Genomic DNA, 22,448 nt, shown 5'->3' with positions numbered 1-22,448 from the left:
CTAGCCCCGCCCTGCGGCAGCCCGCTCGCAGGCAAGATCCAGAGCCGTTGCCAGCGCCTGTGTCGAGGCACGTGCTGAATAGGCGTCGAAGGCCGCGCGATCGACGGCATCGGCATCATAGGTCTTGTCGGCCATGAAAGACCGCAAGGCCTCCGCCACGTCGCCAGCCGCCGGCAACGACCCTTCGCTAAGCGTCAGTACCCTGCCAGCCTGCATCGAGCGCACCATATCCACAGCCGTGCTGTCCCGGTGCAGCATGGCGAAGACCGGCCGGCGAGACAGCATGGCCTGGAACACCTTCGACGGCGTGTAGTGCGTCTCGGTCGAGCCCAGCACCAGCACCGCGTCGCTGCGGCTGAGGTGATTGAGGGCGTCGACGTAACCGATGCGCTGCGGGTGCTCGTCGACGATGTCGGCGACGCCCGCCCGTTCGGCACGGGGTCGTACCTGATGCCCGGCCGGATCGTCGGGCGAACTGCCGGTCCCGACGAAGTGCACCTTCAGGCGAGCGGCGACCTCGGGCGCCCGTGCCTTGAGCGTGCCGATGCCTGCCAGGAAGGAGTCGAGCACCACAATGCCCGCCGGCAGCAAGGCACCGGCGTAGATCATGTGGAAATGGCCGTCGCCCGGCTGGAACAGGAACGGCGGCCGGTCGAGCTCACTCACCAGACTGTAATCCTCCGGCGCGATGCCCATCGGCATGCAGGCGACGACGGCGTTCTCGGCGACCTTGGGATTGCGTTCGAGCATGCCCGCGACATAACCCGGCGCCATGCCGGTGATCAGGCTCGCCCCCTGCACCGCCCATGGCTCGAGCATCGAGGCCAGCCGATACGAGCCCCAGGCTCGGCTGAACGGCACGTCGATGCCGGGCCAGCGGTTGATCCACGGATCCTGGTAGTCGATGCCGAACGGCAGCCCGTAGCGGCGATGGATCAGCCGGCCGACGGGCGCCAGGAAGTTCGATGGGATGGTGATCAGCACGAAATCGATCTCGCGCCGCGCCGCCAGCTCGGCCAGCACGCGAAAGCAGCCCCGGAAAGCGCGCACGCCGATGTCTCCCACCAACCGGACGGGCCGCGTCGACATCGTCGGCGCATGGATCACCCTGAGGCCGGGCGCCACCAGGCGCTCGAGATCGGCATCCGGCCGCTCTTCGTAGAGCGCAGGATCGCCCGTGACGATGATAGGTTCCCAGCCGAATTCCGGCAGATGACGCGACCACAGCCGCGCCCGCTGTGCGCCGACCAAGTTGCTTGGCGCGAAGTGACCGCTCACCAGGGCGAGCCGCTTCATCGTCGCGACTTCAGCGCCGAACGCGCACTCTCATACAGCTCGACATAGCGCGCGACCACGACGTCGGGCGAATACTCCTGCTCGGCGCGGCGCCGGCAGCCGGCACGATCGATGGTGCCGAGCTTGGCCACTGCCTCGCAGCCCTCGTCGATCGACTTGATCAGGAAACCGTCGACACCTTGGCGGACGATCTCCGGCAGCGAGCCGCGCGGACAGGAGATGACCGGCGTGCCGCAACCCAGCGCCTCGGCGAACACGATGCCGAACGGCTCGTTCCACTGGATAGGCACGACCATGGCGCGCGCCTCGCCCAGCACCTTGTTCTTCTGCACGTCGTCGACCGGCCCGACATACTCGATGCCGTCGCGGCCGATCCAGGGCTCGATCTTGGTTCGCCAATAGTCGCCCTCGGCGCCGGAATCGGCGTGGTTGCCGGCGATCACCAGCCGATGGCCGGTGCGGCGCGCGATCTCGATCGCCCAGTCGGCGCCCTTGATGCTCTCGACGCGGCTCAGGAAGCAGAGCGGCGCGTCCGCCGCGACGGTCGGGCTGAAGTTGAGCGAATCGATCTCGAAGAAGTTTGGGATGCCGCGCCAGTCGCCGCCGGCGCGCCGCCCAACGGTGGCAATGTAGTCGCTGCAACCGGTGAAGCGCAGCACCTCGGGCGCGGCGAGCTTCACCGCCGTGCCGACCGTGCGCATGGTCGGATCGCGCTGGAACGACATGACGATCGGGATCGAACCACGCAGCAGCGGGGCCAGGTAGGCAATCCGCGAGAAGCTGTGGATGACGTCCGGCTTGAAGGCACGCACGGCCCTCCACAGGGCGAGGCCGTTGCGCACCGTGTCGGTGCGCGACAGCGAGCTCGCTCCCGGCCAAGGATGGAAGGCATCGGCCGGGCATTGCGAGCCGGGCTTGGCGACCAGGCAGACCTTTTGCCCGCCCGCGCGCAGCCGGCGCGCCAGGCCGTCGATGATGCGCTCGATACCGCCATAGAGACGGGGCGGCACTTCGATCTCCGGATCGGCGGTGATCAGGATGCGCATCAGCGGCGGGCCTCCATGTACAGCGAATAGAGCCGATGCTGTTCGCGATCGATCGGCCCATCGGGAAAGCGGCCCTCGTGCCAATCCACCTGTGCGACGTCGGCAAATCCCGCGTGCTCGAGCGTGCAACGCAGGTACTCGGCGTCGAAACCGCCATAATGCTCGCCGTCCTGCACGAAGACGTGGTTCAACGCCTCCATCTTGGTGGCGAAGGTCGCCTGAGGCAGCTCACCACCACAGCCTATCTGGTTCAGCATCGTCCAGTCGTTCGCGAGATAGGCTTCGGCATACTTCCGCATGTCGGGGACGATGATGCGCAGAATGCCGCCCGGCTCCAGGCAACGCCGGCATTCGGCAAGGAAACGAGGGCGCTCCGTGGTGGGCTCGAGATGCTCGAAATAGTGCTCGACGTGGATACCGCGAGCCGCACCGTCGCCGAGCGGCAGGCCGCACCGGCAATCGACGCGCATGGTGACACCGGGCGCGGGGAAGAGATCGAGATTGATCCAGCCGTCCTGGCCGAACGGGCCGCAGCCGACATTGACAAGGACGCCCCGCCGCCGCTGCAGCGCACGCAGCTGGGCGATGCGGCCGGGATGGATGCTGTTCAGCAGCCGTACCATCATCGCGTTCAGTTCGACGCGGAAAGTACGGAACACCCACGGGTTCACCGGCATGCGCGGGATAAGCCAGGCGCCTATCCGCTGTTTCAGGGTCGTCATGCCGCTACCCGTCTGCTCGCAAAGGCACGTTCGACGGAGCCCAATAACGCTCCTTTCTCGACGTCCCAGTTATAGCGTTCGCGCCCCAGGCGCCACGCCGTGTCCCGCGCCTCGGCCCGCGCCGCGGGTGACCGGGCGAGGCGATCGAGCACCAACGCAATGCCATCGGGATCGGCCAGGGAGACCACACGGGCCGCTGCGCCCAGCTCAGGGGCCAGCGCGTCTTGCGCAGGGGTATCGCTCAACAGCACCGGCACGCCGGCCAGCAGGTAAGTGAAGATCTTGTTGGTGAGACAGACGCGACGATTCTCGCCGACGTCGGTCTCTAGCGACAGGCCGATATCGTAGTCCGCCGCCAGCCGCACCATCTCCTGCGGCGCTGCCATGGGCAGCAGGTTGACGCGGCCGGCGACGCCGAGCTCACGCGCCAGCTCCATCAGCCTGTCGCCATGCCCCCACCGGTCGCCGCCGCGGATATCGAGAGTGACGGGCGCTGTCGTGCGCGCCATTGCTTGGATGAAAGCCTGCAAGCCGCGATCCAGGCCGACCGTCTGCGAGAACCAGTAGGCCCTGAACGTCCCCTGCCCGGCACATACCGGTTTCGCCGGCGCCATGGCGAGAGGAAAGACGTTGAGCAGCGTGGCCGGCTCGACGCCGTAGCGCGCGTGATACGCCTTGCCGATCAGCGGCGCCGCCGCCGTCACATGGCGACAATTCGGCAGCAGGACGCCTTCGATGGTTCGCACCATGTTCACCTGCAGCGCCGTACCCTCTCCGGTGTGCAGATCCTCCGCATCAAAGCCCAGCATCGCGCCGCGACGCAGGGCGGCCCGGCCCGCCGCGGCCAGTCCGGCGATGTAGTGCCCGATATAGAGATCGGCCGGCGCGCCGCTCGCCGCTCGCGTCAATGCAGCGGCCGGCCCGCCGTAGGCCCGGGCCGCCCATGCAACCGGCATGTGCGTTCCGGCCAGCTTCGCGACGCTACCTGCCAACAGGCCGATCGGCCGCTCGCTGGCCGACCGCGGCACGCGTTGCACTTTCCAGCCAACGCTGGCTGAGATCTCGTCGTCGAAGCCGCGCAGCGCTTCCGTATAGTCACAGACGACGGCGGTGACGGCGTAGCCCGCCTCATGCAGGGCGTCGGCTTCCTTCAGCACGCGTGGATTTGACGCGAGATTGCCCGGGCTCACGATGCAGATGGCGCCACGCATGGGACTGAGCGTCGTCATGCCCTGTCCCTCATACGACGCCGCTGGGCCAGAAGGCGAGCGAGGAGTAAGCGGGCGGTGTTTGCAAAGTGCGGTCGCCGATAGGGCTCGATCGCAACCGGGTCGACCCGTCCTCGCCCGAGCAGCCTGGTCACAGCGTCAATCAGGCCAGCCTGGTCGGCGGGATCGACGATCGTACCCACGCCGACAGGAATGGCATCGCCGCTGCCGCCACCCGCACCGCCGATCACGCGCAGCCCGCAGGCCGCCGCCTCGAGATAGACGATGCCGAAGCCCTCCTCGGAACTCGGCATGACGAAGAGATCGGCCAGGCGATAGAGATCGGGCAGGTCCTCGTCGGGAACGTAACCCAGGAAACGCACGGCCGACGCATCGCCCGTCTGCTCATTGGCGCGCGCCTCCAGCCGGGCGCGATCGTCACCCTCGCCCGCCACGGCATAGATCAGGTCGGGAAAGCGTGTGCGCAACTCGGGCAAGGCCGCGAAGACGAACTCATGACCCTTGTAGCGCTCACCTGCCGACAGGCGGCCCACGGTAAGCAGGATCGGGCCGGGTCCAAGCTTCAGCCGCTCGCGCAGCGCGGGCGAGGCTGGACCGGGCGCAAAGCGCTCGTCGACGGTGTTGGGCAACACCCGCACCTGTTCAGGCGCGAGATCGACCCAGCCGAGCAGATGCTTACGCGTGCCGCGACTGACCGCGGTCACCTGGTCTGCCGCCTCGATGGCCCGACGCACGATGGCGCGGCGGTCGCGCCAGATCTCGACACCGTGCGTCTGCAGCCAGTAGCGGGCGCCAAGCAGGCGCGCCAGCACGGCAGCCAGCGGCGCCATGTAGACATGCCCGCAGAACACGATGTCCACGGGCCGAAAGCGCCAGGCGGCCCACAGCGCGGCGAGCGAATAGCTCAGCCGCCCGAACCTGGCGGGCCGTTGCCGTACACCGTCAGGAAGCACCTCGCCGCTCACCGCGCCGAGCCGCGGCAACACGAGGATCTCCGTGTCCGTCGCGGCCAACGCGCCGAAGAGGTCGCGGTTGTAGCGGGCGATGCCGCCGCGCGCGCCGTAGGCGTCGCCGACCAGAGCCAGAATGCGGACTGTCATCGTCGCGTCACGCCACCTCGGGGCTGGTCCAGCCGCTGTGCCAGACGCGCTGCGCCCATCCGCGCGAGGCGGCGGAAAAATCGACTGTCGCGTGGGTCGGCTCGCCTGCCGCTTCGCGCAGCCATCGGCCGACCGGGGTCACGAACCCTGTCTTGCGCCGCGAGCGGATGGCATCCGGCAATGGCGGCTGGGGCACCTCGGCCACGGCGTCCTTGGCATTGACGCGCGCCAGCACCTCGCCCGGCGGCAAGGCGGCGAGGAAGAATGGATCGACGTACGGCACGCGGATCTCAACGCCGTGGGACATGCCCGCCCAATCGGCGTCGCGCAGCAGCTGATTGCGCATGTAGAGCGCGGTCTCCATGGCCGCGACCCGGTCGAAATCGCCGAGCCCTCGCGTCGTCTGCAATGACGAGGCGATGTAGCTGAGCGGTGACAGGCGGCGCAGCCCGTCTGCCACGAGCGAAGGGTTGAGAAGCTCGGGCAGTTCCCATGGCATGTAGACGCTGCGGCGCAGCAGATAGGCACCGGCCCAATTCCCGCCGTACTGCAGCAGCCCGGCCGCCTTGGGATGCAGGCCTAGTCCCGCGCCGATCGCCGCCGACACCCCCCGCCGGGCGAGCGCACCGACGCCGGGCAACCACGACAGCGGCCCGAGCCAGCGCACGCTCCGCGGCACGTCGGCGAATGACGGATAGCCGCCGAAGCATTCATCGGCGCCGAGGCCGCTCAGCGCCACCTTGATGCCCGCCTCATGCGCAGCCTTTGAGACGAACCACGTGTTGATGCCATCGATGGAAGGCAGGTCCATGGCATCGAGGATCGCCGGCAGATCCGCCTCGAACTCGGCGCGATCGACGGTGCGAACGATGTGGTGCGCGCCATAGCGCTTGGCGACCTCGGCCGCGAGCGGCGCCTCGTCGACAGCCAGGCCGTTGAACTCGGCGAAGGCGAGAGTGACCGCCGAGACCGAGCGCGCGCCCAGTCCTGCCATGGTGCCAAGCAGCGCGCCTGAATCGAGACCGGCCGACAGGAACACGGCGACCGGCACGTCTGCCACCAGATGGTGGCGCACCGACTCGCGCACCGCATCGGCAAGACAACGTCGGGCATCGGCCACATCCGGGCTCGCCTTCAGCGCGCGCTCGGCCAGGGCGTCGGCGACGTCGTAGTAGCGTTGCGGCGCCCCAGGGCCGGTCGCGTCAACGGTCAGGGTCGTACCGGCCGGCAGGCAATGGATGTCGCGCCACACCGTGAACGGCTCGGGCACGCTGCCGAACAGGTGGAAACCCACGATGCCCGCCGAGTCGGGATCGCGCGCGACAGCGCCGCCAGCCAGCAAGGCCTTGGCCTGGGAGGCGAACCGTAGGGTCCAGCCGTCGTCGCTCCAATAGAGCGGTTTGATGCCCAGCGGATCGCGCGCCAGCAGCAGCGTGCGCTTCTTCGCGTCCCACAGGCCGAAGGCGAACATGCCGCGCAGCTTGCGCACCATGGCGGGGCCGCAATCGGCATAGAGCTGCAGCAACACCTCGGTGTCGGAACCGCTGCGGAAGATATGGCCGCGCGCCGCCAGCTCGTCGCGCAGTTCGCGGTAGTTGTAGATCTCGCCGTTGAACGTGATGGTGTACTGGCCGCAGGCGCTGTGCATGGGCTGCGCGCCGGCCTCGCTGAGGTCGATGATGGCCAGCCGCTGATGCGCAAAACCGGTCCGGCCGTCGGCTGCAAGCCACAGTCCCTGCCCATCCGGCCCGCGCGCCGCCATGCGGTCGTTGATGCGCGCCAGCTCGGCGCGATCGACCGCGGGCGCGACGGCAAGGTAGGCACGGATGCCGGCTATTCCGCACATGGTTCGGATCGCAAGAAGGCGGCGACGGTCAGCGTGCACCGGTGCCGCGGAACACCACGGCAAAGGTACGTAGCACGATCACAAGATCAAGCCACAGCGAGCAGTGCTTGAGGTAGTAAAGGTCGTACTCGAGCTTGGATCGCATCTCGTCGGACTCGTGGGCATAGCCCTGGTTGATCTGCGCCCAGCCGGTAACGCCCGGCCGCACGATACCGCGCAGCGCGAAGTGCTCGATGTCGCGCACATAGCTCTTCTCGAGCGATGCCGCCTCCGGCCGCGGTCCGACCCAGCTCATGTGGCCGGCGAGGACGTTGAAGAGCTGCGGCAGCTCGTCGAGCCGACACTTGCGCAGGAAGGCGCCGATGCGCGTGATGCGCGGATCGGCGGCGGTGGTGAAGCTCGGGCCCCCGGCGCCGTGGAACATGGTGCGGAACTTGACCATGCGGAACGGCTGCCCACGCCGGCCGATGCGCGTCTGCAGAAAGAAGATCGGGCCGGGGCTGTCCAGACGGACGACCAGCGCCACGACCGGCAGCGTCAGCAGCAGGATCGGCAGCATCAGCACGGTGAGCCCAAGCTCGACGACGCGGCGTACGACGAGATACTGACGAGACGGCAGCAGAGCGCCGAATTCGTTGGGCGTGAGTCCGCCGAGCGGCGTGCGGCCGGTCAATGTCTCGACGATGTAGCGCCGATCGAGCACCGGCACGCCGGCGATCGCGGCATCCGCCAGCGCGGCGAGCCGGCCCTCACCCAGGTCTGCGCTGAGATCGGCGACGATGGCGTCCACCCTGACGTCGCGCCGTTGCACGTCGTCGAAGTCGAGCCACCGGCATGTAGAGAGAACCGGCATGTCGGCAATGGACGAGCGCGGAATCACGGCGTAGTTGCGTACCAGGTAGCGCGACCGAAGGTGCGTCACGCTTGCCATCCACAGCACCATCAGCAGGCCCGAGCCGAAGAACTGAATGCGTGAATAGTCGATACGCAGCAGCAGCAGAATGGCGGCGATCAAGGCATAGGTCAGGACAGCGATCGGCGCGACGGAGCCGAGGTTGCCCTGCAGGGTCGCTCCCGGAAAGGCGTCAAGCCGTCGCCCGCAATACCACACCACCGAATAGCCGATAGCCGTCGAAATGATGGTGAACTCCGCGCCACTCCACGCACCAACGAACGGCTCACCGGTGGCGTAGATCGGAATCGGCAGCACCACGCAGAACAGGAAGCCGACCACGGCATCGATCCACGTCTCGATGAAGCGCTGCGGTGCCGACCGCATCGTCCGCGAGCCGTTTTCCCGACGCCCCATGGAGGCACCTGGCCCCACCGGAATCGCTCTGCGCAAGCCTACTCCCTCCATACAACCAGCATGCCCCACCGCATACTGTTTGCACCCCATATGAGTATAGTTGATCTACTCCCAGGGCGTAAAGCCGCGTGGGGCCCGCTCCCTGCGACCGAACGCCTGAGTCCAGCCCATGCCGAGGAGTGCGCTCACGACGAAAGCGATTGCAGGCATCTGCAGGCTGAAATCGACCATGGAATGCAGGATTGGAACCAGCGCCACGGCGAAGGCGGCGCCGGGCAGGTAACGGTGCGCCCGCCGCCGGGTCAGGGCGCCATAGAGCGCCACGCCGCACGGAATAATGACGATGGCATACCCGACCAAGGCTATCGGCACACCGACCTCGACCATCGTCTCCAGGGGCGTAGAGTGCGCGAGGTCGTTGGCCATCGGCAGGTGCGTGGGCTGCAGGACGGCGTAAATGTCGGCAAAACTGCCGAGCCCCCAGCCCAGCCAAGGCGACATCCTGATCGCCTGGAGGGCGGCGAGCCAGATGCGGATGCGGTCCCCGCCATCGGAGGCGTTGGCCATCTTGCTGACGATGGTGTTGCCGGCGATCACGAGGACGACCAGGCCGACGGCGATGGCTACTCCGACGAACAGACGCGCCAAGCCCGGCCGCGAATGCCAGCGACCGCGCAGCATCAGTACGCCAAGCACGCCGGCGCTTGCCAGGGTTGCGGCAAGGCCCGCGCGCGAGGCGGAGAACAGGAGCCCTCCCAGCAGCAACAGGCAGATCGCCAGCATAGTCACCCGAAAGCCGGTCAGGGAGGCGACGAAGCTCTCCTCGTCATCCTCATCGTAGCCATAGGGCATGTCTCCTTGGCGTCGCCGGCTGGCGAAGACCAGTGCCATCGCGGCCATCAGGGCCATGCCGCAATAGGAACCGAACGAATTGCTGCTGACGAACGTCCCCGACATCACACACCGGTCGGTTGGCTGATAGGCGCCGACCTTCTTGAGATAGCTGCCGACGTAGCAGGAATGCGTCTGGAGCTGCATGAGAAAGCCGTAGACGACCACCAGCAGGCCGCCGGCAATGAACATCAGCAGCAGCAGCCGCGCGCGCTCGTGATCACGACAAAGCGTGCGCGCCAGCAGGAATATGGCGCCGCAAGTCAGGCACTTCAGCAGCGTGTTGCGCGAGACGTCGATCGCGAGATCCGGTACCGGAGCGTGCGCGCTGCCGAGCAGCCGCGCCGCCGTCTCATAGAACCAGGCGCTGCCCGCCGATGGCGCCCAGGTCGCCATTTGGAGCAGGCCGAACAGGATGAAGATCAGGAAGCAGATGATCAGTACCAGCAGCGGCAGGCGTTCGCGCTCGATCACCTCGAAGCCGTTGCGCGATCCAAGTCCCGCCGCGGCCGCCACTGCCATGAGGCCGATGATCACGGCGATCGGGGCCCAGGCCCAGTCGCGATTGGCGCCCATGGGCAGCGCGGCTAACACCACGACGGCAAAGAACGCGAACGTCAGGAGCCAGTTGGCCAATCTCCGGACCACTGCAAGGAGACGGCGCGCGGGCGACGTGGCGTCGCTGCCGAAGACTACTTCCTCTTCAGGTGCGTGAGCCATCGCGTCAGTTCCTCTTGGGCCTCCGGCTCGTCACGCAGGTAGTAGCGGACGAAGAGCTCGTCCAACGGCGAGCGAATGACCTCGGCAACCCAGAGCCTGTCGCTGCTGGCGCGCCAGTTCGTCACGACATAGGCGCCGATGCGTGCGCGCTCCTGCGGCGTGAAGAACTGCTGGTTGTCGAGGATGAGCCGGAGGCGGCTCGGCCAAAGCGCCTCCATCATCGGCGCCGTATCGATCGACATCATCAGCGCCGCGACCGCCTTGGCCGACGGTCCGTCGATTGCCTGCCGGGCGGCGGCGAGCTGGGCCCACGCGACGCCCCGCGCCGGCGCATTGGCCAGCCCGAATTCGAGATCGGCCTGCGACTGCTTCAGCCATCTCGAGCGTTGCTCCTCGCTCGCCCCGAGGCTTGGCGTCAGCGCCGCGGCCAGCAGCATCTCGGCCCGCCCCAGCCGGCGACCGGCGACCGGATCGGCGGCGACCGCGCGGTCCAGCGTCGCCATCGCAGCCTCGGCCTGGCCGAGCTGCACCTGTTCGCCGGTGCGAAACTCGAAAAACGCCGCATCCGCCTTCTGGGCCTGCAAGGCGCCGTTGGCCACCGGCCACGCGACGACGGCGAGGGCCGCCCCGCCAACGCCGAGAAGCCCGTGCAGCATCCAGGTCATTAGATTCAAGACGGTCGGTCTTTCCCTGATGAGCACTCGTTGGGCGTCCGAATACACCCAAATTTATCGCGTCCTACATGAAATTATCGGAGAATGCGCGTCAAGCTTGGTGTGCGGTCAGGTGCCGTTGGTTGGCGCAGGAGCAGCGGGCCGGGATTCCCGCTCGAGCGCGTGTACCTGGACGTCGACCGTCGCCTTCACGGCGACGTCGGCGTCACCGGTGAACGTGCCCTTGATCGGCATGGCCTGGTCGGGCTCCCGACCGACAGCCACTCGGATCAGCCGCTCGGTACCGATTATGCCGTTGGTCGGGTCGAACTCGACCCAGCCGGCGCCGGGCAAGTAGACCTCCATCCAGGCGTGCGGATACGCAGCGCTGGCCTTGTCGCCCGCGCCATCGAGCGCGGGATCGTACAAGTAGCCAGTGACGAATCGCGCCGCGAGACCGAGGCCGCGCGCGCCTTCCATCATCAGCAGCGCATAGTCGCGGCACGTGCCGCCGCCGGTCTCCAGCGTGACGGCGGGCGGTTGTGTCCCAAGCTCGAAACGCATGGCATAGGTCAGGCCTTCCTGGATGCCCTTGCACATGCGCGTCAGCGTGGCGAACGTCTCGGCTCCGCCCTCGCCCTCGAGGAACTGCCGGGTCCAAGTGCTGACCATGGCGTTGGGATCCGGGTAGTGCCGCTCGACATAACGCGCCAGGTCAGGCGCTTCCTCGGCGAGGTAGCTGAACGGCAGCGTGCGCGCATATTCCTCGATCGGCGGCAGTTCGAGCGGCAGTGCGAAATGCTCCAGCCGGATCGTACTGGTCAGCTCCAGCAATTCCGTCGTTCCCTCGAAGGACGCGATGGCGATCGAGTTGCCGAAGGCATCGTGGATCCAGCGCACGGCCGCCGTCGGCTCGATGGCCAATCCGGTATGCAACAAGCGAAGGTCGTGGCTGTCGCGCGGACGAAACATCAGGCGATGCTCGCCCAATGTCACCGGTGTCGAATACTCATACCGCGTGCGGTGGACGATCTCGAGTGTGCGCATGGGTCGTCATAATGCCCCACGCTCCTCGAGGTTGCACAGGTCTGCTTCACGAAGTGGCGACGCTGAGCCAGGCCGAGCTGGGGAAATGCCTGTCACCTTGTCCGCGCAGCCCGTCGGTCATCGCCGTCCAGCACGTCGAGCGTGTAGTCGTACGGAAAGTAGATGTCATGGGCGGGCTCGGCGAGCAGCCGGATCGACGTCTTCAAACCCCGCGTTCACGTCGATGGCGTCCTGACCGAAAACTCCTCAAGCCCGCTGCGACCCCGCGGCGTCAGGGTGTAGACGCCGCGCTCGACGCGCTCGAACCAGCCATAGTGGTCATGCTGCAGGATCTTGGCAACGTTGGGCACGTTAGCGGCCGCGCGCATGGCCTTGGGCGCCATCGGCCCGTTGCTGGCGAGCAGGGCCGCGCAACGCAGCGCCTCCTGGCGGTAGGCCGTCATCAGCGGCGCGCGCATGGCGCTGCCGCCGAGGTTGGGATCGCCGACGCGGCGGCGATGCTCGCCAAGCAGCCGGCCGGCCTTTCGCTTGTTGGCGCGTGGCTTGTAGGGCTGCGGATCGAGCACGACATCGGCCCGTTCGTGCGCCACCACCAGCAGCCCCAGCCCCAGTCGGCGGCAGAGCTTCTTCACGTTCTTCATCTGCTTGGGCCACTGGCCGACCGCGAGGTAGACGCGGTCGCTGAGCGCCAGGCGATCGACGCCCTGCATCACCAGCCCCAGGCCGAACACGCGCTTCAGCTCGACGATTACCGGCGACTCCTCGCCGCGCACGCCGACCACGTCGCAGCCGCGCACTTCGCCTTTAACGACGTATCCTTGTCCCTCGAGCAGCGCCTTCACCGGCGCGTAGAGATCGCTCTCCAACGGCATGCCCCGCCGACAATATCATGTCCGCCTGTGGGTCACTTTCCGTGCGCTTCCCGGTGAAGGTCGCGATCATCACCTCGAGCAGCTGCTCGTCGGTCACCGGCTTGTCGAGACGCGGCGCCGAGCGGAAGGCCATCGGAACGATGCTGCGGTCTTCGTATCCGGTAACGAAGACGAACGGCACGCCGCGCGCGCTCAGCACCTCGGCAATGGGGAAGCTCATCTCGCCATGGAGGTTGATGTCGAGGATCGCTCCGTCGATCGCCTCCTCCCGCGCCAATTTGAGGCCACGGCGCAGCCGGCCGGCCGGGCCGACGACCTCGCAGCCGCTGTCCTCCAGCAGAAGCCTGGTGACCTCGGCCAACAGGAGATTGTCCTCGACGACCAGGATCCTGAGACCTTCCAGCAGCCGCGGCGCCAGCATGATCGCTCCGCTCCCTTCGTTCGAGTCCGACCGTCGGAACTGCCGTCCGCAGCGGCTCGGCCTGCAGTCTGGAACGGCGAGACCTCAGCCGGTATGACAAAGCTATGACCGATTTGCTGGATCAGGGCGCGGCGGCCATTGCATCGGCCGTCCGCGCCGGCAGGACGAGCGCCCGCGCCGTCGCGGAAGCCGCCATCGCCCGCGTCGAGGCCAAGAACAAGGCGATCACCGCCATCGTCGACTTCGATCCCGCCGAGGCGCGGGCCGCAGCCGATGCCGTCGACGCCCGCCGCAAGCAGGGCTTCGATGGGCCGATCCTCGGCGTGCCCTACACCGTCAAGGACACGACCTGGGTGCAGGGCCGGCGCGTCACCAACGGCTCCCTGCTCTGGAAGGACTTCAGGCCGCCGCGCGATGCCATCGCCGTCGAGCGCCTGAAGGCCGCCGGCGGCGTCTTCCTCGGCATGACCAACACACCGGAGATGGCCGCCAAGGGCCACACCGAGAACAAGGTCTACGGTCCCTCGCGCCATCCGATGAATCCGGCAGTGACGCCGGGTGGCTCGTCGGGCGGCGCTGCTGCCGCTCTTGCCGCGGGCTTCACGCCGATCGCGCTTGGCACGGACGGCGGCGGCTCGGGCCGCCGACCGGCGTCGCATTGCGGGGTCATCGGCCTCAAGACCTCGGCCGGTGCGATCCCCTCGCCCTTCGGTTTCGGCGGCGCCTACGGGCCGCTCTACGGCGTGACGGCGCCGATGGGCCGTTCGGTCGCCGATGCCAGGGTCGCATTCGAAGTGATGGCGGGCCCCGACCGGCGCGATCCTCATTCGGTGGCGCTGCTCGACGTGCCGCCGCCATCCAGTCCACGCATCGCCCTCAGTCCGCGCCTCGGCCTCAACGTCGCGGTCGACCCCGACGTTATGGCGGCGTTCGACTCGGCCATCGCTCGCCTGCGTGCCGCCGGTTGGCGCATCGAGGAAGGGGACGTCGCGTGGCCGGAAGGCACGAGCGAAACGGCCTTCTCGGCAGTCAACCAGGCGGCGTCCGCGCTGCTCTATGGCGAACGCCACGCCAAGGACAAGGATCTGTTCGGCGACAACGTCGCGGGCCTGATCGAACGCGGCCGCACTGTTCCCGGCACCGACGTGGTGGAGGCGTTTCGCTTCGCCGACGCCTGCGCGCGTACGGTCGCGCAGTTCTTTACCGAATACGACTATCTGCTCACGCCGACCACGGCCTGCGTCTCCTGGCCGGTCGAGCAGGTCTATCCCAAGGTGATCGAGAACCGCGAGGTCGGGCCGCGCGGCCATGCCGTCTTCACGCCGCTGTTCAATCTCGCCCTGGTGCCCGGCATCTCGATACCGTGCGGCAGCGGCCGCGACGGCCTGCCGGTCGGCCTACAGATCGTGGCCCCTCGCCTGCACGATCGGCCGTTGCTGGCGATGGCGCAGCGCGCCGAGGCGGCGTTGGCATGAAGATCACCGCTGTTGAGACCGTCCGACTGGGCGAGTTCCCCAACCTCGTCTGGGTCCGGCTCAGGACCGACGAGGGACTGACGGGTCTCGGCGAGACCTTCATGGGCGCGGCCGCCGTCGAGGCCTACATCCACGAGAGCGCGGCGCCCAAGCTGATCGGCCGCGATCCCATCCAGATCGAGGCGATCAACCGCAGTCTGATCAACTATCTCGGCTGGCGCGGCACCGGTGTTGAGACACGCGGCAACTCGGCGATCGACATCGCGCTGTGGGACCTGTTCGGCAAGGCGATCGGCCGGCCGGTGTGCGAGGCGCTGGGCGGCAAGAGTCGCGACCGCATCCGCGTCTACAACACCTGCGCCGGCTACAAGTACATCCGCGACGAGCGCAGCCAGGCCGTCGCCAACTGGGGCGTCGGCAACAAGCAGGGTCCCTACGAGGATCTCGAAGCCTTCCTGCATCGCGCCGACGAGCTTGCCCTGTCGCTGCTCGAGCAGGGCATCACCGGCATGAAGATCTGGCCCTTCGACATCGCCGCCGAGCGCACGGCCGGCTGGGACATCTCGCCGGCCGAGCTCGACGCGGCGCTAGAACCGTTCGCCAAGATCCGCAAGGCCGTCGGCAATCGCATGGACATCATGGTCGAGTTCCATTCGCTGTGGAGCCTGCCCATGGCGCAGAGGCTCGCCCGCGCGCTCATCCCCTTCGATACTTACTGGCACGAAGACCCGTTGCGTCTCGACAACCTCGCCGACCTCAAAGCCTATGCCGAGCATTCGAAGGCCTGGGTGTGCGCCTCGGAGACGCTGGCCTATACCCATTCCTTCCGCGAGTACCTCGAGAGCGGCGTCGCGGGCGTGGCCATGCTCGACCTGTCGTGGTGCGGCGGCCTGTCGGAAGCGCGCAAGATCGCGGCGCTCGCCGAAGCCTGGCATGTACCCGTGGCGCCGCACGACTGTACCGGCCCGGTGGTCTACGCCGCCTCCTGCCATTTCTCCCTGCATGCGCGCAATGCGCTGATCCAGGAGAGCGTGCGCGCCTTCTATACCGGCTGGTACGCCGAGCTGGTCACCGAGTTGCCGCCGATCACCAAGGGCGAGGTCACGGTGAACATGAAGCCGGGCCTGGGCCTCGACCTGTTGCCCGGCCTCGACCAGCGCAAGGACGCGTCGGTGCGCGTGACAAGGGCGTAGCCGATGATCCAGTGGACAGAGATCGTTATCGCATCCACTGCGGCGATCGTCGTCGCCGTGGCCATCCGCATCTGGCGCGCGCGACAGGCCGCGCGGGAGCGCGGACCCGTGCATATCCACGAGCCGCTGATGAAACGCGCGGAAGCGCTGGCCGACAAGAGCCCGTTCCTGCGCAAGGTCAGCGCCGAGTTCAAGGCAAACGGCCATATCTCCAACCGGCAGGCCGAGGCGGTGAAGAAGGCGATCGCGCGCATCGAGGCGCGATAGTCATTCTTGCCGGATTTACACAGAACACCACTGACTCAATTTGCGGCGGTGTGCGCTATGGTGGGGTGTGTCCCGCAAGCGCCAATCCGTCTCCGCCGCCGCCGCCCGCCGCATCGCCTTAGCCGCCCAGGGCTTCGCCGTCGGCCGTCCTGACGGCCCCACCAACGCCGGCAACGTCAAGCGCGCCGTCGATCGGCTGGGCCTCCTGCAGATCGACTCGGTGAACGTACTCACCAGGGCGCACTACCTGCCGCTGTTCTCGCGGCTGGGCAACTACGGCACCGGCGACCTCGATCGCATCGCCTGGGGCCGCAAGAGCCAGCGCGGCCTGTTCGAGTTCTGGGCGCACGAGGCTTCGCTGCTGCCGCTGTCGGCACATCCGCTGTTTCGCTGGAGCATGCAGCGCGCCCGAGAGAATGCCGGCGACGGCAAGGGCAAGCTGCGTCTCTTCCGCAAGGAGAAAGCCAAGTACATCGATTCGGTGCTGCGCGAGATCGCCGACCGCGGGCCGCTCGCGGCATCGGAGCTGTCCAACGGCGGCGAACGGCGCAGCGGCTGGTGGGTCTGGAACGACGGCAAGCTCGCCGTCGAATGGCTGTTCTTTGCCGGCCTGGTCACCACCGCGACGCGGCGCGGCACCTTCGAGCGGGTCTACGACCTCACCGAGCGCGTGCTGCCGGCCGCGGTGCTGGCCTTGCCGACTCCATCGGCCGAGGAGGCGCAGCGCGAGCTCCTGCGCCGCTCTGCCGCGGCGTTGGGCGTCGCCACCGAATTCGACCTGCGCGACTACTTTCGCCTCGGTGTCGCCGACACCAAGGCCCGGCTCGCCGAGTTGGTCGAGGCGGGCGATCTTTTAGCCGTCGAGGTCGAGGGCTGGAACCGGCCGGCTTACCTCCATCCCGCCGCCCGCCAGCCGCGCAAGGTCGAGGCGCGCGCCCTTCTGGCGCCCTTCGATCCGCTGATCTGGGAGCGCGACCGCACCCATCGCATCTGGAATTTCTTCTACCGCATCGGCATCTACACGCCGGTCGCCAAGCGCACGCATGGCTATTACGTGCTGCCTTTCCTGCTGGGCGAGCGGCTGGTGGCACGCGTCGACCTCAAGGCCGACCGGGCCAATTCGAAGCTGCTGGTCCACACCGCCCATCTCGAGGAGGGCGAGAACGCGGCCCAAGTCGCAGGACCGCTGCGCGAAGAGCTGCGGTTGATGGCCGACTGGCTCGGCCTCGAAAGCGTATCCCTGCCCCGCGCCGGCGCGCTGGCGAAGGCCATGGGACGGATGCGATAAAGCAGCGGGACAAGCAAACAACCTCACCCTGAGGAGCGGCCGCAGGCCGCGTCTCGAAGGGTGGGCCCCAGTCTTGTTGTTGCCACCCTTCGAGACGGGCGCCACGCGCCCTCCTCAGGGTGAGGTGGTGAGTGAAGCGGCAAAGGAAAGCCATGAACGATCTGGTGTTGAAAGGCGGCCGCGTGGTCGATCCCTCGCAGGGCCTCGACAAGGTGACCGACATCGCCTTCGCAAACGGCAAGGTCGCGGCGATCGGCGACAACCTCGCGGGCAAGGACGTCCGCAACGTCGCGGGCAAGATCGTCTCGCCCGGCCTGATCGACCTACACACCCACGTCTACTGGGGCGGCACATCGCTCGGCGTCGAGGCCGAGCTGGTCGCGCGCACGGGCGGCGTCACGACCTTCATCGATGCGGGCAGTGCCGGCCCCGGCAACTTCCACGGCTTTCGCAAGCACGTGATCGAGCCCTCGCCGGTGCGCATCCTGCCCTATCTCAACATCGCCTTCCCCGGCATCTTCGCCTTCTCCAAGACCGTGATGGTCGGCGAGAATTCCGACATGCGCCTGATCGATCCGCGCGAAGCCGTGCGCGTGGCGCGCGAGCACAAGGACTTGGTGCTGGGCATCAAGGTGCGCGTCGGCCGTTCGGCCAGCGGCGATTCGGGCGTCAAGCCGCTCGACATCGCCCTCGAGGTCGCCGAGGAGCTCGACCTGCCGGTGATGGCCCATCTCGACAACCCGCCGCCGGCGCGCCGCGAGGTCGTCGACCGGCTGCGGCCCGGCGACATCCTCACCCATTGCTTCCGCCCCTTCCCCAATGCGCCGGTGCGTGCCGACGGCAATGTGCGTGAGGAGATCCTGGCGGCCCGCGCACGCGGCGTGATTTTCGACATCGGCCACGGCGGCGGCTCGTTCGGCTTTGGCACCACGCGCGGCATGTTGGCGGCGGGCTTCCTGCCCGACGTGATCTCGTCGGATGTCCACGTCATTTCCATCGAAGGTCCGGCGTTCGATCTTTTGACGACGATGTCGAAGTTCCTGTGCCTGGGCGTCGACCTGCCGACGGTGATCAAGCTGTCGACCGGCAACGCCGCAGCCGCCATCAACCGTTCCGACCTTGGAACGTTGAAGGTTGGCGGCGTCGGCGAGGCGACGGTGATCGAAGAGGTGAGCGGCTCCTTCGACTATGCCGATTCGATCGGCGAGCGCATGGTGGGAACCAAGCGGCTGCTTTCGGCCGGCGTGGTGCTGGCGGGCCGCTGGTGGCATCCGGCCTGAGGGTCACCAATGAGCGATCCCAAGGAGTTCGCGTCACCTGCCTGCAGCGCCAATGAAGCCGACGATGCCTACATGGGTTTCGCCAGCCGGGCCGAGATCACGGCCTTCCTGAAGGAACTGGAAGCGGCCGAGCGCGCCGGCCGGCCGCACGCGGAAATGCTGCGCCGGATGCTGCCCAAGGTTCGCGACGATGCCTTGCACCGTGAACTGACGGCCAAGCTTCGGGCGCAAGAATCCGTCGAATCAAATACTTAGCTTTGGGATAAGTTTTTTCCGGAAAGCGCTGCAACTTTTCCGGCCCAGTCGTCGTTGAAAACGCATTGGTTGGGTACCGGTATCGCCCTGCCCCCGCTCAGCGATGCCACTCTCCCCGCCCAACCTATAGCCCGCCTTCGAGGAAACTCGGAGGCGGGCTGCCTGCTTCTGGGGTCATGATCAGGGGCTTACGAGATAGACGACAGCGAACAGGCGCGCCGGATCGGTCCAGGTCCGGGCGATGGTGAAGCCTGCGCTACGCGCCAGCGTGGCGATGCCGGCATCGTCGAACTTGTAGGAATATTCTGTATGGACCCGCTCGCCTTCGGCGAAGGTGAAACTCCGTCCCGCAACGGTGACGGTCTGCGGCCTGAGGCAGCGGAAGTAGATCTCTATGCGGCCCTCGACGGGATTGTAGAAGGCCTCGTGGGCGAAGGCCGACAGATCGAAGTTGGCCTCGAGCTCGCGATTCATGCGCCGCAACAGGTTCAGCGTGAACTGCGCCGTGACGCCGGCCGCATCGTTGTAGGCATCGTGCAGGCGCCGCGGATCCTTCTTGAGATCGACGCCGAGCACCAACGCACCGCCCTCGCCCAGCAGGCCGCGGGCGCGACACAGGAACGCCGTGGCTTCGACCGGCAGGAGATTGCCGATCGTGGAGCCAGGGAAGAAACCGATGCGCCGACGCGCTGCGCTCACATCGGCCGGCAGCCGTGCGAGCGTCATGTAGTCGGCGCACACCGGTTCGACCTTCAGGTGCGGGTAGTCGCGGCGCAACCCGTTCGCCGTGGCGTCGAGATGCTGGCGCGAGATGTCGATCGGCACGTAGGCCACCAGATCGCGCATGGCCTCGATCAAGAGCCGCGACTTCACGCTCGAACCGCTGCCGTACTCGACCAACGCGCAGCCAGGACCGGCCATCGCGGCGATGTCGGCCTCGAAGCGGCGCAGGATCTCGATCTCGGTGCGAGTCAGGTAGTACTCAGGCAACTCGCAGATCGCATCGAACAGCGCCGAGCCGCGCGCGTCGTAGAGGAACTTGGCCGGAATGGCGCGCGGCGTGCTGTCCAGGCCAGCCAGGACGGCGTCCCTGAATTCGCTGCGGTCATCCAGCTGGGCGCGATCGAGAAGCAAGGGCGAGCCGTTCATCTGAGATCCTCCGCGAGGCGAATGCCGCCGAACATCCATCGGGCGTCAGGTGGGAAGAAGTTGCGATAGGTCGGGCGCACATGGCCGGCGGGCGTGGCCGAGCAGCCGCCGCGCAGCACCATCTGGTTGGCCATGAACTTGCCGTTGTACTCGCCGATCGCGCCGGCCGGCTCGCGATAGCCGGGATAGGCAACGTAGGGGCTGGCGGTCCATTCCCAGACGATGCCCGTGTCCTCGAGCGCCGAGGCGCCCGCCTCCCACTCCGCCTCGCGCGGCAGGCGCTTGCCCGCCCACTTGGCGAAAGCGGCGGCCTCGAAGCCGCTGACGTGACAGACCGGTGCTGCCGGGTCGAGCGACTGCAGGCCCGACAAGGTGAAGACGCGCCACTCCGCGTCGTCCTTCTCCCAGTACAGGGGAGCCGTCCAGCCGCGCTGGTTGACGCAATCCCAGCCCGCCGACAGCCAGAACTCCGGCCGCTGGTAGCCGCCGTCCTCGATGAAGGCAAGGTACTCGCCGCAATTGGTCGGCCGCGACGCCAATGCGTACGGCTCCAGCCACACGCGGTGACGCGGCCCTTCATTGTCGAAGGCGAAACCCTCGCTGTCGTGGCCGATCTCGACCAGTCCGCCTTCGAAGTCGCGCCAGGCCAGCGGTGTCGCAGCACCATGCGATGACGTCGGCGCACGATAGGCAGGCTTCAGCGGATTGAGCGACAGCAGATGCTTGGCATCCATCAGGATCAGTTCCTGATGCTGCTGCTCGTGATGCAGGCCGAGCTCGACGATGGCGTCAATGTCCTGGTTGCCGCTGTCGAGCAGTGCCGCCATCGCGTCGGACACATGCCGGCGATAGGACATGACCTCGGCCAGACTTGGCCGGGTGAGCATGCCGCGCTGCGGCCGCGGATGGCGCGGCCCGACGGCTTCATAGTAGGAGTTGAAGAGATATTCGTAGGCAGGATCGAAGGTGCGGTAACCGCCCACATGCGGCCGCAGCACGAAGGTCTCGAAGAACCAGGTAGTGTGCGCCAGGTGCCACTTGGTCGGGCTGGCGTCGGGCATCGACTGGACCGTCTGGTCCTCGGCCGACAAGGGTTCAGCGAGTTGTTCGGTGCAGGTGCGGACATACAGGAACCGCTTGCCGAGCGAGGCACCGTGGGTCCGCACGCCACGCGTTATCATGTTGGACACGGCACCTCCGCCCTGTCGGCAAACGCCGGCGATGATAGCCGGTTGCAATGCCGTGGTCGTACACTCACTGTGGACATCGTCGAACGTAGGTATGCAAGTGCCGATTTGCGAGATCGATCCATGGCGTACTCAATATTTTGAGAGTGTGCCGTGCCCGGCCGACGTTTTCATTCCGACTGAGGACAGCGATGGCTGGCTGTGGAATCCGGCGCATCGCTGGGTCTACGACAAGCTTGCCGTGGCGCTCAGTCAGGGATTGTCAGCAGCGCCGCATGGTGTTGCTCCGCAGAATTACCCGGTTTTTTCCAAGCCCATCTACAACTTGAAGGGCATGGGCGTGGGCAGCCGCGCCCTCTTCTCGGCCGATGACTACGCCAGCGCCTACCAGCCAGGTCATTTCTGGACGACCCTGCTGGAGGGCGATCACGTCAGCAGCGACGTGGCGCTGGTCGACGGCGAGCCGCAGTGGTGGCGCCATGCGACCGGCGTTGCCAGTGGTGCTGGCACTTTCGATTACTGGGAAGTGCATGCAGTGCAGTCACTCGCCGTCGAAGAGTGGTGCGGCGCCTGGTGCCGCCGGCATCTCAAGGGCTATACGGGGCTGATCAACCTCGAGACCATCGGCGGCCGCATCATCGAGGTGCATCTGCGCTTCGCCGATCAATGGCCCGATCTCTACGGGCCTGGCTGGGTCGAATCGATCATCCGGCTCTACGCCTCGCGTGAATGGCGGTTCGACGATTCGACGCGACGCACCGGATATAGCGTCGTGCTGTTCGTGCCGCACGGATTTCGCTACCGCCATCCCCCGGCCGACTTGCAGCGCGCTATCGCGACTGCCCCCGGCGTGTCAAGTGTGCAGATCACCTTCCATGAAGAACTGCCGCCCGCACGGCACGCCATGCCGCCCGGCGGCTTTCGCGTCGCCATCGTGAATTGCTGGGACCGCGCCGCCGGTTATGCGGCGCGCGACCGGTTGCGTGCCCACTTCGAGGCGACGAAGACTCCACTCTAGGAGTTGCGCCGCAGGAAGCCGGCGAACAGGCTGACCACGAACAGCACCAGCGCGATGACGAACAGGATCTGCGCCATGCCGGTCGCGGTCGAGGCGATCCCACCGAAGCCGAACAAGCCGGCCAGCAGCGCGATCACGAGGAACATCAGCGCCCAGTACAACATCGTTAAGTCTCCTTGCGATC

At 67.1% G+C, this 22,448-nt stretch carries 22 protein-coding genes; 7 read left to right on the top strand and 15 right to left on the bottom strand.

All coding sequences use genetic code 11. The annotated features are described in order from the left end of the window. The 12 genes from RSO01_RS18585 to RSO01_RS18530 form a co-directional block, all read right to left on the bottom strand. Window positions 1-1,296, bottom strand: a complete 1,296-nt coding sequence (locus tag RSO01_RS18585; protein WP_147150632.1) for a glycosyltransferase family protein — start codon at window positions 1,294-1,296, stop codon at window positions 1-3. Then, the gene (locus RSO01_RS18580) at window positions 1,293-2,342 is read right to left on the bottom strand and encodes a glycosyltransferase (RefSeq protein WP_147150631.1); all 1,050 of its coding nucleotides are present in this window, start codon (window positions 2,340-2,342) and stop codon (window positions 1,293-1,295) included. The genes RSO01_RS18585 and RSO01_RS18580 overlap by 4 nt, the downstream gene beginning before the upstream one ends. Beyond that, entirely contained in the window at window positions 2,342-3,064 is a 723-nt protein-coding gene (locus RSO01_RS18575) for a class I SAM-dependent methyltransferase (RefSeq protein WP_147150630.1), read from the bottom strand. Before RSO01_RS18575 ends, RSO01_RS18580 begins: the two co-directional genes overlap by 1 nt. Further along, window positions 3,061-4,293, bottom strand: coding sequence for a glycosyltransferase family protein (locus RSO01_RS18570; protein WP_147150629.1), 1,233 nt, complete (start codon window positions 4,291-4,293; stop codon window positions 3,061-3,063). The genes RSO01_RS18575 and RSO01_RS18570 overlap by 4 nt, the downstream gene beginning before the upstream one ends. After that, window positions 4,290-5,393, bottom strand: a complete 1,104-nt coding sequence (locus RSO01_RS18565) for a glycosyltransferase family 4 protein (protein ID WP_147150628.1) — start codon at window positions 5,391-5,393, stop codon at window positions 4,290-4,292. The genes RSO01_RS18570 and RSO01_RS18565 overlap by 4 nt, the downstream gene beginning before the upstream one ends. 7 nt (window positions 5,394-5,400) lie before the next feature. Further along, window positions 5,401-7,239 (bottom strand): asparagine synthase (glutamine-hydrolyzing), encoded by a 1,839-nt coding sequence (gene asnB / locus RSO01_RS18560; protein ID WP_147150627.1) that lies wholly within the window; start codon window positions 7,237-7,239, stop codon window positions 5,401-5,403. A 28-nt stretch (window positions 7,240-7,267) separates the two neighbouring features. Continuing rightward, a complete protein-coding gene (locus RSO01_RS18555) occupies window positions 7,268-8,548 on the bottom strand; it encodes a sugar transferase (RefSeq protein ID WP_170303166.1) in 1,281 nt (426 codons plus the stop codon). A gap of 105 nt (window positions 8,549-8,653) precedes the next feature. Beyond that, entirely contained in the window at window positions 8,654-10,075 is a 1,422-nt protein-coding gene (locus RSO01_RS18550; protein ID WP_170303165.1) for an O-antigen ligase family protein, read from the bottom strand. A gap of 56 nt (window positions 10,076-10,131) precedes the next feature. Continuing rightward, the gene (locus RSO01_RS18545) at window positions 10,132-10,824 is read right to left on the bottom strand and encodes a hypothetical protein (RefSeq protein ID WP_147150624.1); all 693 of its coding nucleotides are present in this window, start codon (window positions 10,822-10,824) and stop codon (window positions 10,132-10,134) included. 117 nt (window positions 10,825-10,941) lie between these two features. Next, the gene (locus tag RSO01_RS18540; RefSeq protein WP_147150623.1) at window positions 10,942-11,859 is read right to left on the bottom strand and encodes a transglutaminase family protein; all 918 of its coding nucleotides are present in this window, start codon (window positions 11,857-11,859) and stop codon (window positions 10,942-10,944) included. Between the two features lie 215 nt (window positions 11,860-12,074). Next, window positions 12,075-12,731, bottom strand: a complete 657-nt coding sequence (locus tag RSO01_RS18535; protein ID WP_147150622.1) for a DUF2161 family putative PD-(D/E)XK-type phosphodiesterase — start codon at window positions 12,729-12,731, stop codon at window positions 12,075-12,077. Then, entirely contained in the window at window positions 12,664-13,152 is a 489-nt protein-coding gene (locus RSO01_RS18530) for a response regulator (protein WP_147150621.1), read from the bottom strand. The genes RSO01_RS18535 and RSO01_RS18530 overlap by 68 nt, the downstream gene beginning before the upstream one ends. Before the next feature lie 104 nt (window positions 13,153-13,256). Between RSO01_RS18530 and RSO01_RS18525 the strand changes: the two genes are divergently transcribed. From RSO01_RS18525 to RSO01_RS18500, 6 genes are all read left to right on the top strand, one after another. Next, window positions 13,257-14,627: an amidase gene (locus tag RSO01_RS18525; protein WP_147150620.1), complete on the top strand. Its 1,371-nt coding sequence runs from the start codon at window positions 13,257-13,259 to the stop codon at window positions 14,625-14,627. Next, window positions 14,624-15,820, top strand: a complete 1,197-nt coding sequence (locus tag RSO01_RS18520; protein ID WP_147150619.1) for a mandelate racemase/muconate lactonizing enzyme family protein — start codon at window positions 14,624-14,626, stop codon at window positions 15,818-15,820. Before RSO01_RS18525 ends, RSO01_RS18520 begins: the two co-directional genes overlap by 4 nt. A gap of 57 nt (window positions 15,821-15,877) precedes the next feature. Further along, window positions 15,878-16,087: a hypothetical protein gene (locus RSO01_RS18515; RefSeq protein WP_170303164.1), complete on the top strand. Its 210-nt coding sequence runs from the start codon at window positions 15,878-15,880 to the stop codon at window positions 16,085-16,087. 67 nt (window positions 16,088-16,154) lie between these two features. Next, entirely contained in the window at window positions 16,155-17,375 is a 1,221-nt protein-coding gene (locus RSO01_RS18510) for a winged helix-turn-helix domain-containing protein (RefSeq protein WP_174825939.1), read from the top strand. A gap of 152 nt (window positions 17,376-17,527) precedes the next feature. Further along, window positions 17,528-18,655 (top strand): amidohydrolase/deacetylase family metallohydrolase, encoded by a 1,128-nt coding sequence (locus tag RSO01_RS18505; RefSeq protein ID WP_147150616.1) that lies wholly within the window; start codon window positions 17,528-17,530, stop codon window positions 18,653-18,655. A gap of 9 nt (window positions 18,656-18,664) precedes the next feature. After that, complete coding sequence (locus RSO01_RS18500; protein WP_147150615.1) at window positions 18,665-18,910, top strand: hypothetical protein; 246 nt, start codon at window positions 18,665-18,667, stop codon at window positions 18,908-18,910. A 180-nt stretch (window positions 18,911-19,090) separates the two neighbouring features. Here RSO01_RS18500 and egtD read toward each other — a convergent pair whose 3' ends face one another. Both egtD and egtB read right to left on the bottom strand, forming a co-directional pair. Then, window positions 19,091-20,059, bottom strand: coding sequence for an L-histidine N(alpha)-methyltransferase (gene egtD, locus RSO01_RS18495; RefSeq protein ID WP_147150614.1), 969 nt, complete (start codon window positions 20,057-20,059; stop codon window positions 19,091-19,093). Beyond that, a complete protein-coding gene (gene egtB / locus RSO01_RS18490; protein WP_147150666.1) occupies window positions 20,056-21,240 on the bottom strand; it encodes an ergothioneine biosynthesis protein EgtB in 1,185 nt (394 codons plus the stop codon). The genes egtD and egtB overlap by 4 nt, the downstream gene beginning before the upstream one ends. Here egtB and RSO01_RS18485 point away from each other — a divergent pair. Continuing rightward, window positions 21,239-22,264 (top strand): hypothetical protein, encoded by a 1,026-nt coding sequence (locus RSO01_RS18485; RefSeq protein ID WP_218037380.1) that lies wholly within the window; start codon window positions 21,239-21,241, stop codon window positions 22,262-22,264. The genes egtB and RSO01_RS18485 overlap by 2 nt on opposite strands. On the opposite strand, the gene RSO01_RS18480 is transcribed toward RSO01_RS18485, so the two are convergent. Next, window positions 22,261-22,428 (bottom strand): DUF1328 domain-containing protein, encoded by a 168-nt coding sequence (locus tag RSO01_RS18480; protein ID WP_092820650.1) that lies wholly within the window; start codon window positions 22,426-22,428, stop codon window positions 22,261-22,263. The genes RSO01_RS18485 and RSO01_RS18480 overlap by 4 nt on opposite strands. Window positions 22,429-22,448 lie beyond the last annotated feature (20 nt).

It is taken from the genome of Reyranella soli (genome assembly GCF_007992495.1).
In the GTDB taxonomy this organism is placed as follows: domain Bacteria; phylum Pseudomonadota; class Alphaproteobacteria; order Reyranellales; family Reyranellaceae; genus Reyranella; species Reyranella soli.
This window is presented reverse-complemented; position numbering and strand designations above follow the sequence as displayed.

What these genes read in the sequence shown, in the direction of transcription:
- RSO01_RS18565 (WP_147150628.1), bottom strand. Translation starts at nt 5,393, where the DNA reads ATGACAGTCCGCATTCTGGCTCTGGTCGGCGACGCCTACGGCGCGCGC.
- RSO01_RS18575 (WP_147150630.1), bottom strand. Translation starts at nt 3,064, where the DNA reads ATGACGACCCTGAAACAGCGGATAGGCGCCTGGCTTATCCCGCGCATG.
- RSO01_RS18485 (WP_218037380.1), top strand. Translation starts at nt 21,239, where the DNA reads ATGTTGGACACGGCACCTCCGCCCTGTCGGCAAACGCCGGCGATGATA.
- RSO01_RS18535 (WP_147150622.1), bottom strand. Translation starts at nt 12,731, where the DNA reads ATGCCGTTGGAGAGCGATCTCTACGCGCCGGTGAAGGCGCTGCTCGAG.
- RSO01_RS18480 (WP_092820650.1), bottom strand. Translation starts at nt 22,428, where the DNA reads ATGTTGTACTGGGCGCTGATGTTCCTCGTGATCGCGCTGCTGGCCGGC.
- RSO01_RS18530 (WP_147150621.1), bottom strand. Translation starts at nt 13,152, where the DNA reads ATGCTGGCGCCGCGGCTGCTGGAAGGTCTCAGGATCCTGGTCGTCGAG.
- RSO01_RS18500 (WP_147150615.1), top strand. Translation starts at nt 18,665, where the DNA reads ATGAGCGATCCCAAGGAGTTCGCGTCACCTGCCTGCAGCGCCAATGAA.
- egtD (WP_147150614.1), bottom strand. Translation starts at nt 20,059, where the DNA reads ATGAACGGCTCGCCCTTGCTTCTCGATCGCGCCCAGCTGGATGACCGC.
- RSO01_RS18520 (WP_147150619.1), top strand. Translation starts at nt 14,624, where the DNA reads ATGAAGATCACCGCTGTTGAGACCGTCCGACTGGGCGAGTTCCCCAAC.
- RSO01_RS18525 (WP_147150620.1), top strand. Translation starts at nt 13,257, where the DNA reads ATGACCGATTTGCTGGATCAGGGCGCGGCGGCCATTGCATCGGCCGTC.
- RSO01_RS18505 (WP_147150616.1), top strand. Translation starts at nt 17,528, where the DNA reads ATGAACGATCTGGTGTTGAAAGGCGGCCGCGTGGTCGATCCCTCGCAG.
- RSO01_RS18555 (WP_170303166.1), bottom strand. Translation starts at nt 8,548, where the DNA reads ATGGGGCGTCGGGAAAACGGCTCGCGGACGATGCGGTCGGCACCGCAG.
- egtB (WP_147150666.1), bottom strand. Translation starts at nt 21,240, where the DNA reads ATGATAACGCGTGGCGTGCGGACCCACGGTGCCTCGCTCGGCAAGCGG.
- asnB (WP_147150627.1), bottom strand. Translation starts at nt 7,239, where the DNA reads ATGTGCGGAATAGCCGGCATCCGTGCCTACCTTGCCGTCGCGCCCGCG.
- RSO01_RS18585 (WP_147150632.1), bottom strand. Translation starts at nt 1,296, where the DNA reads ATGAAGCGGCTCGCCCTGGTGAGCGGTCACTTCGCGCCAAGCAACTTG.
- RSO01_RS18545 (WP_147150624.1), bottom strand. Translation starts at nt 10,824, where the DNA reads ATGACCTGGATGCTGCACGGGCTTCTCGGCGTTGGCGGGGCGGCCCTC.
- RSO01_RS18570 (WP_147150629.1), bottom strand. Translation starts at nt 4,293, where the DNA reads ATGACGACGCTCAGTCCCATGCGTGGCGCCATCTGCATCGTGAGCCCG.
- RSO01_RS18540 (WP_147150623.1), bottom strand. Translation starts at nt 11,859, where the DNA reads ATGCGCACACTCGAGATCGTCCACCGCACGCGGTATGAGTATTCGACA.
- RSO01_RS18580 (WP_147150631.1), bottom strand. Translation starts at nt 2,342, where the DNA reads ATGCGCATCCTGATCACCGCCGATCCGGAGATCGAAGTGCCGCCCCGT.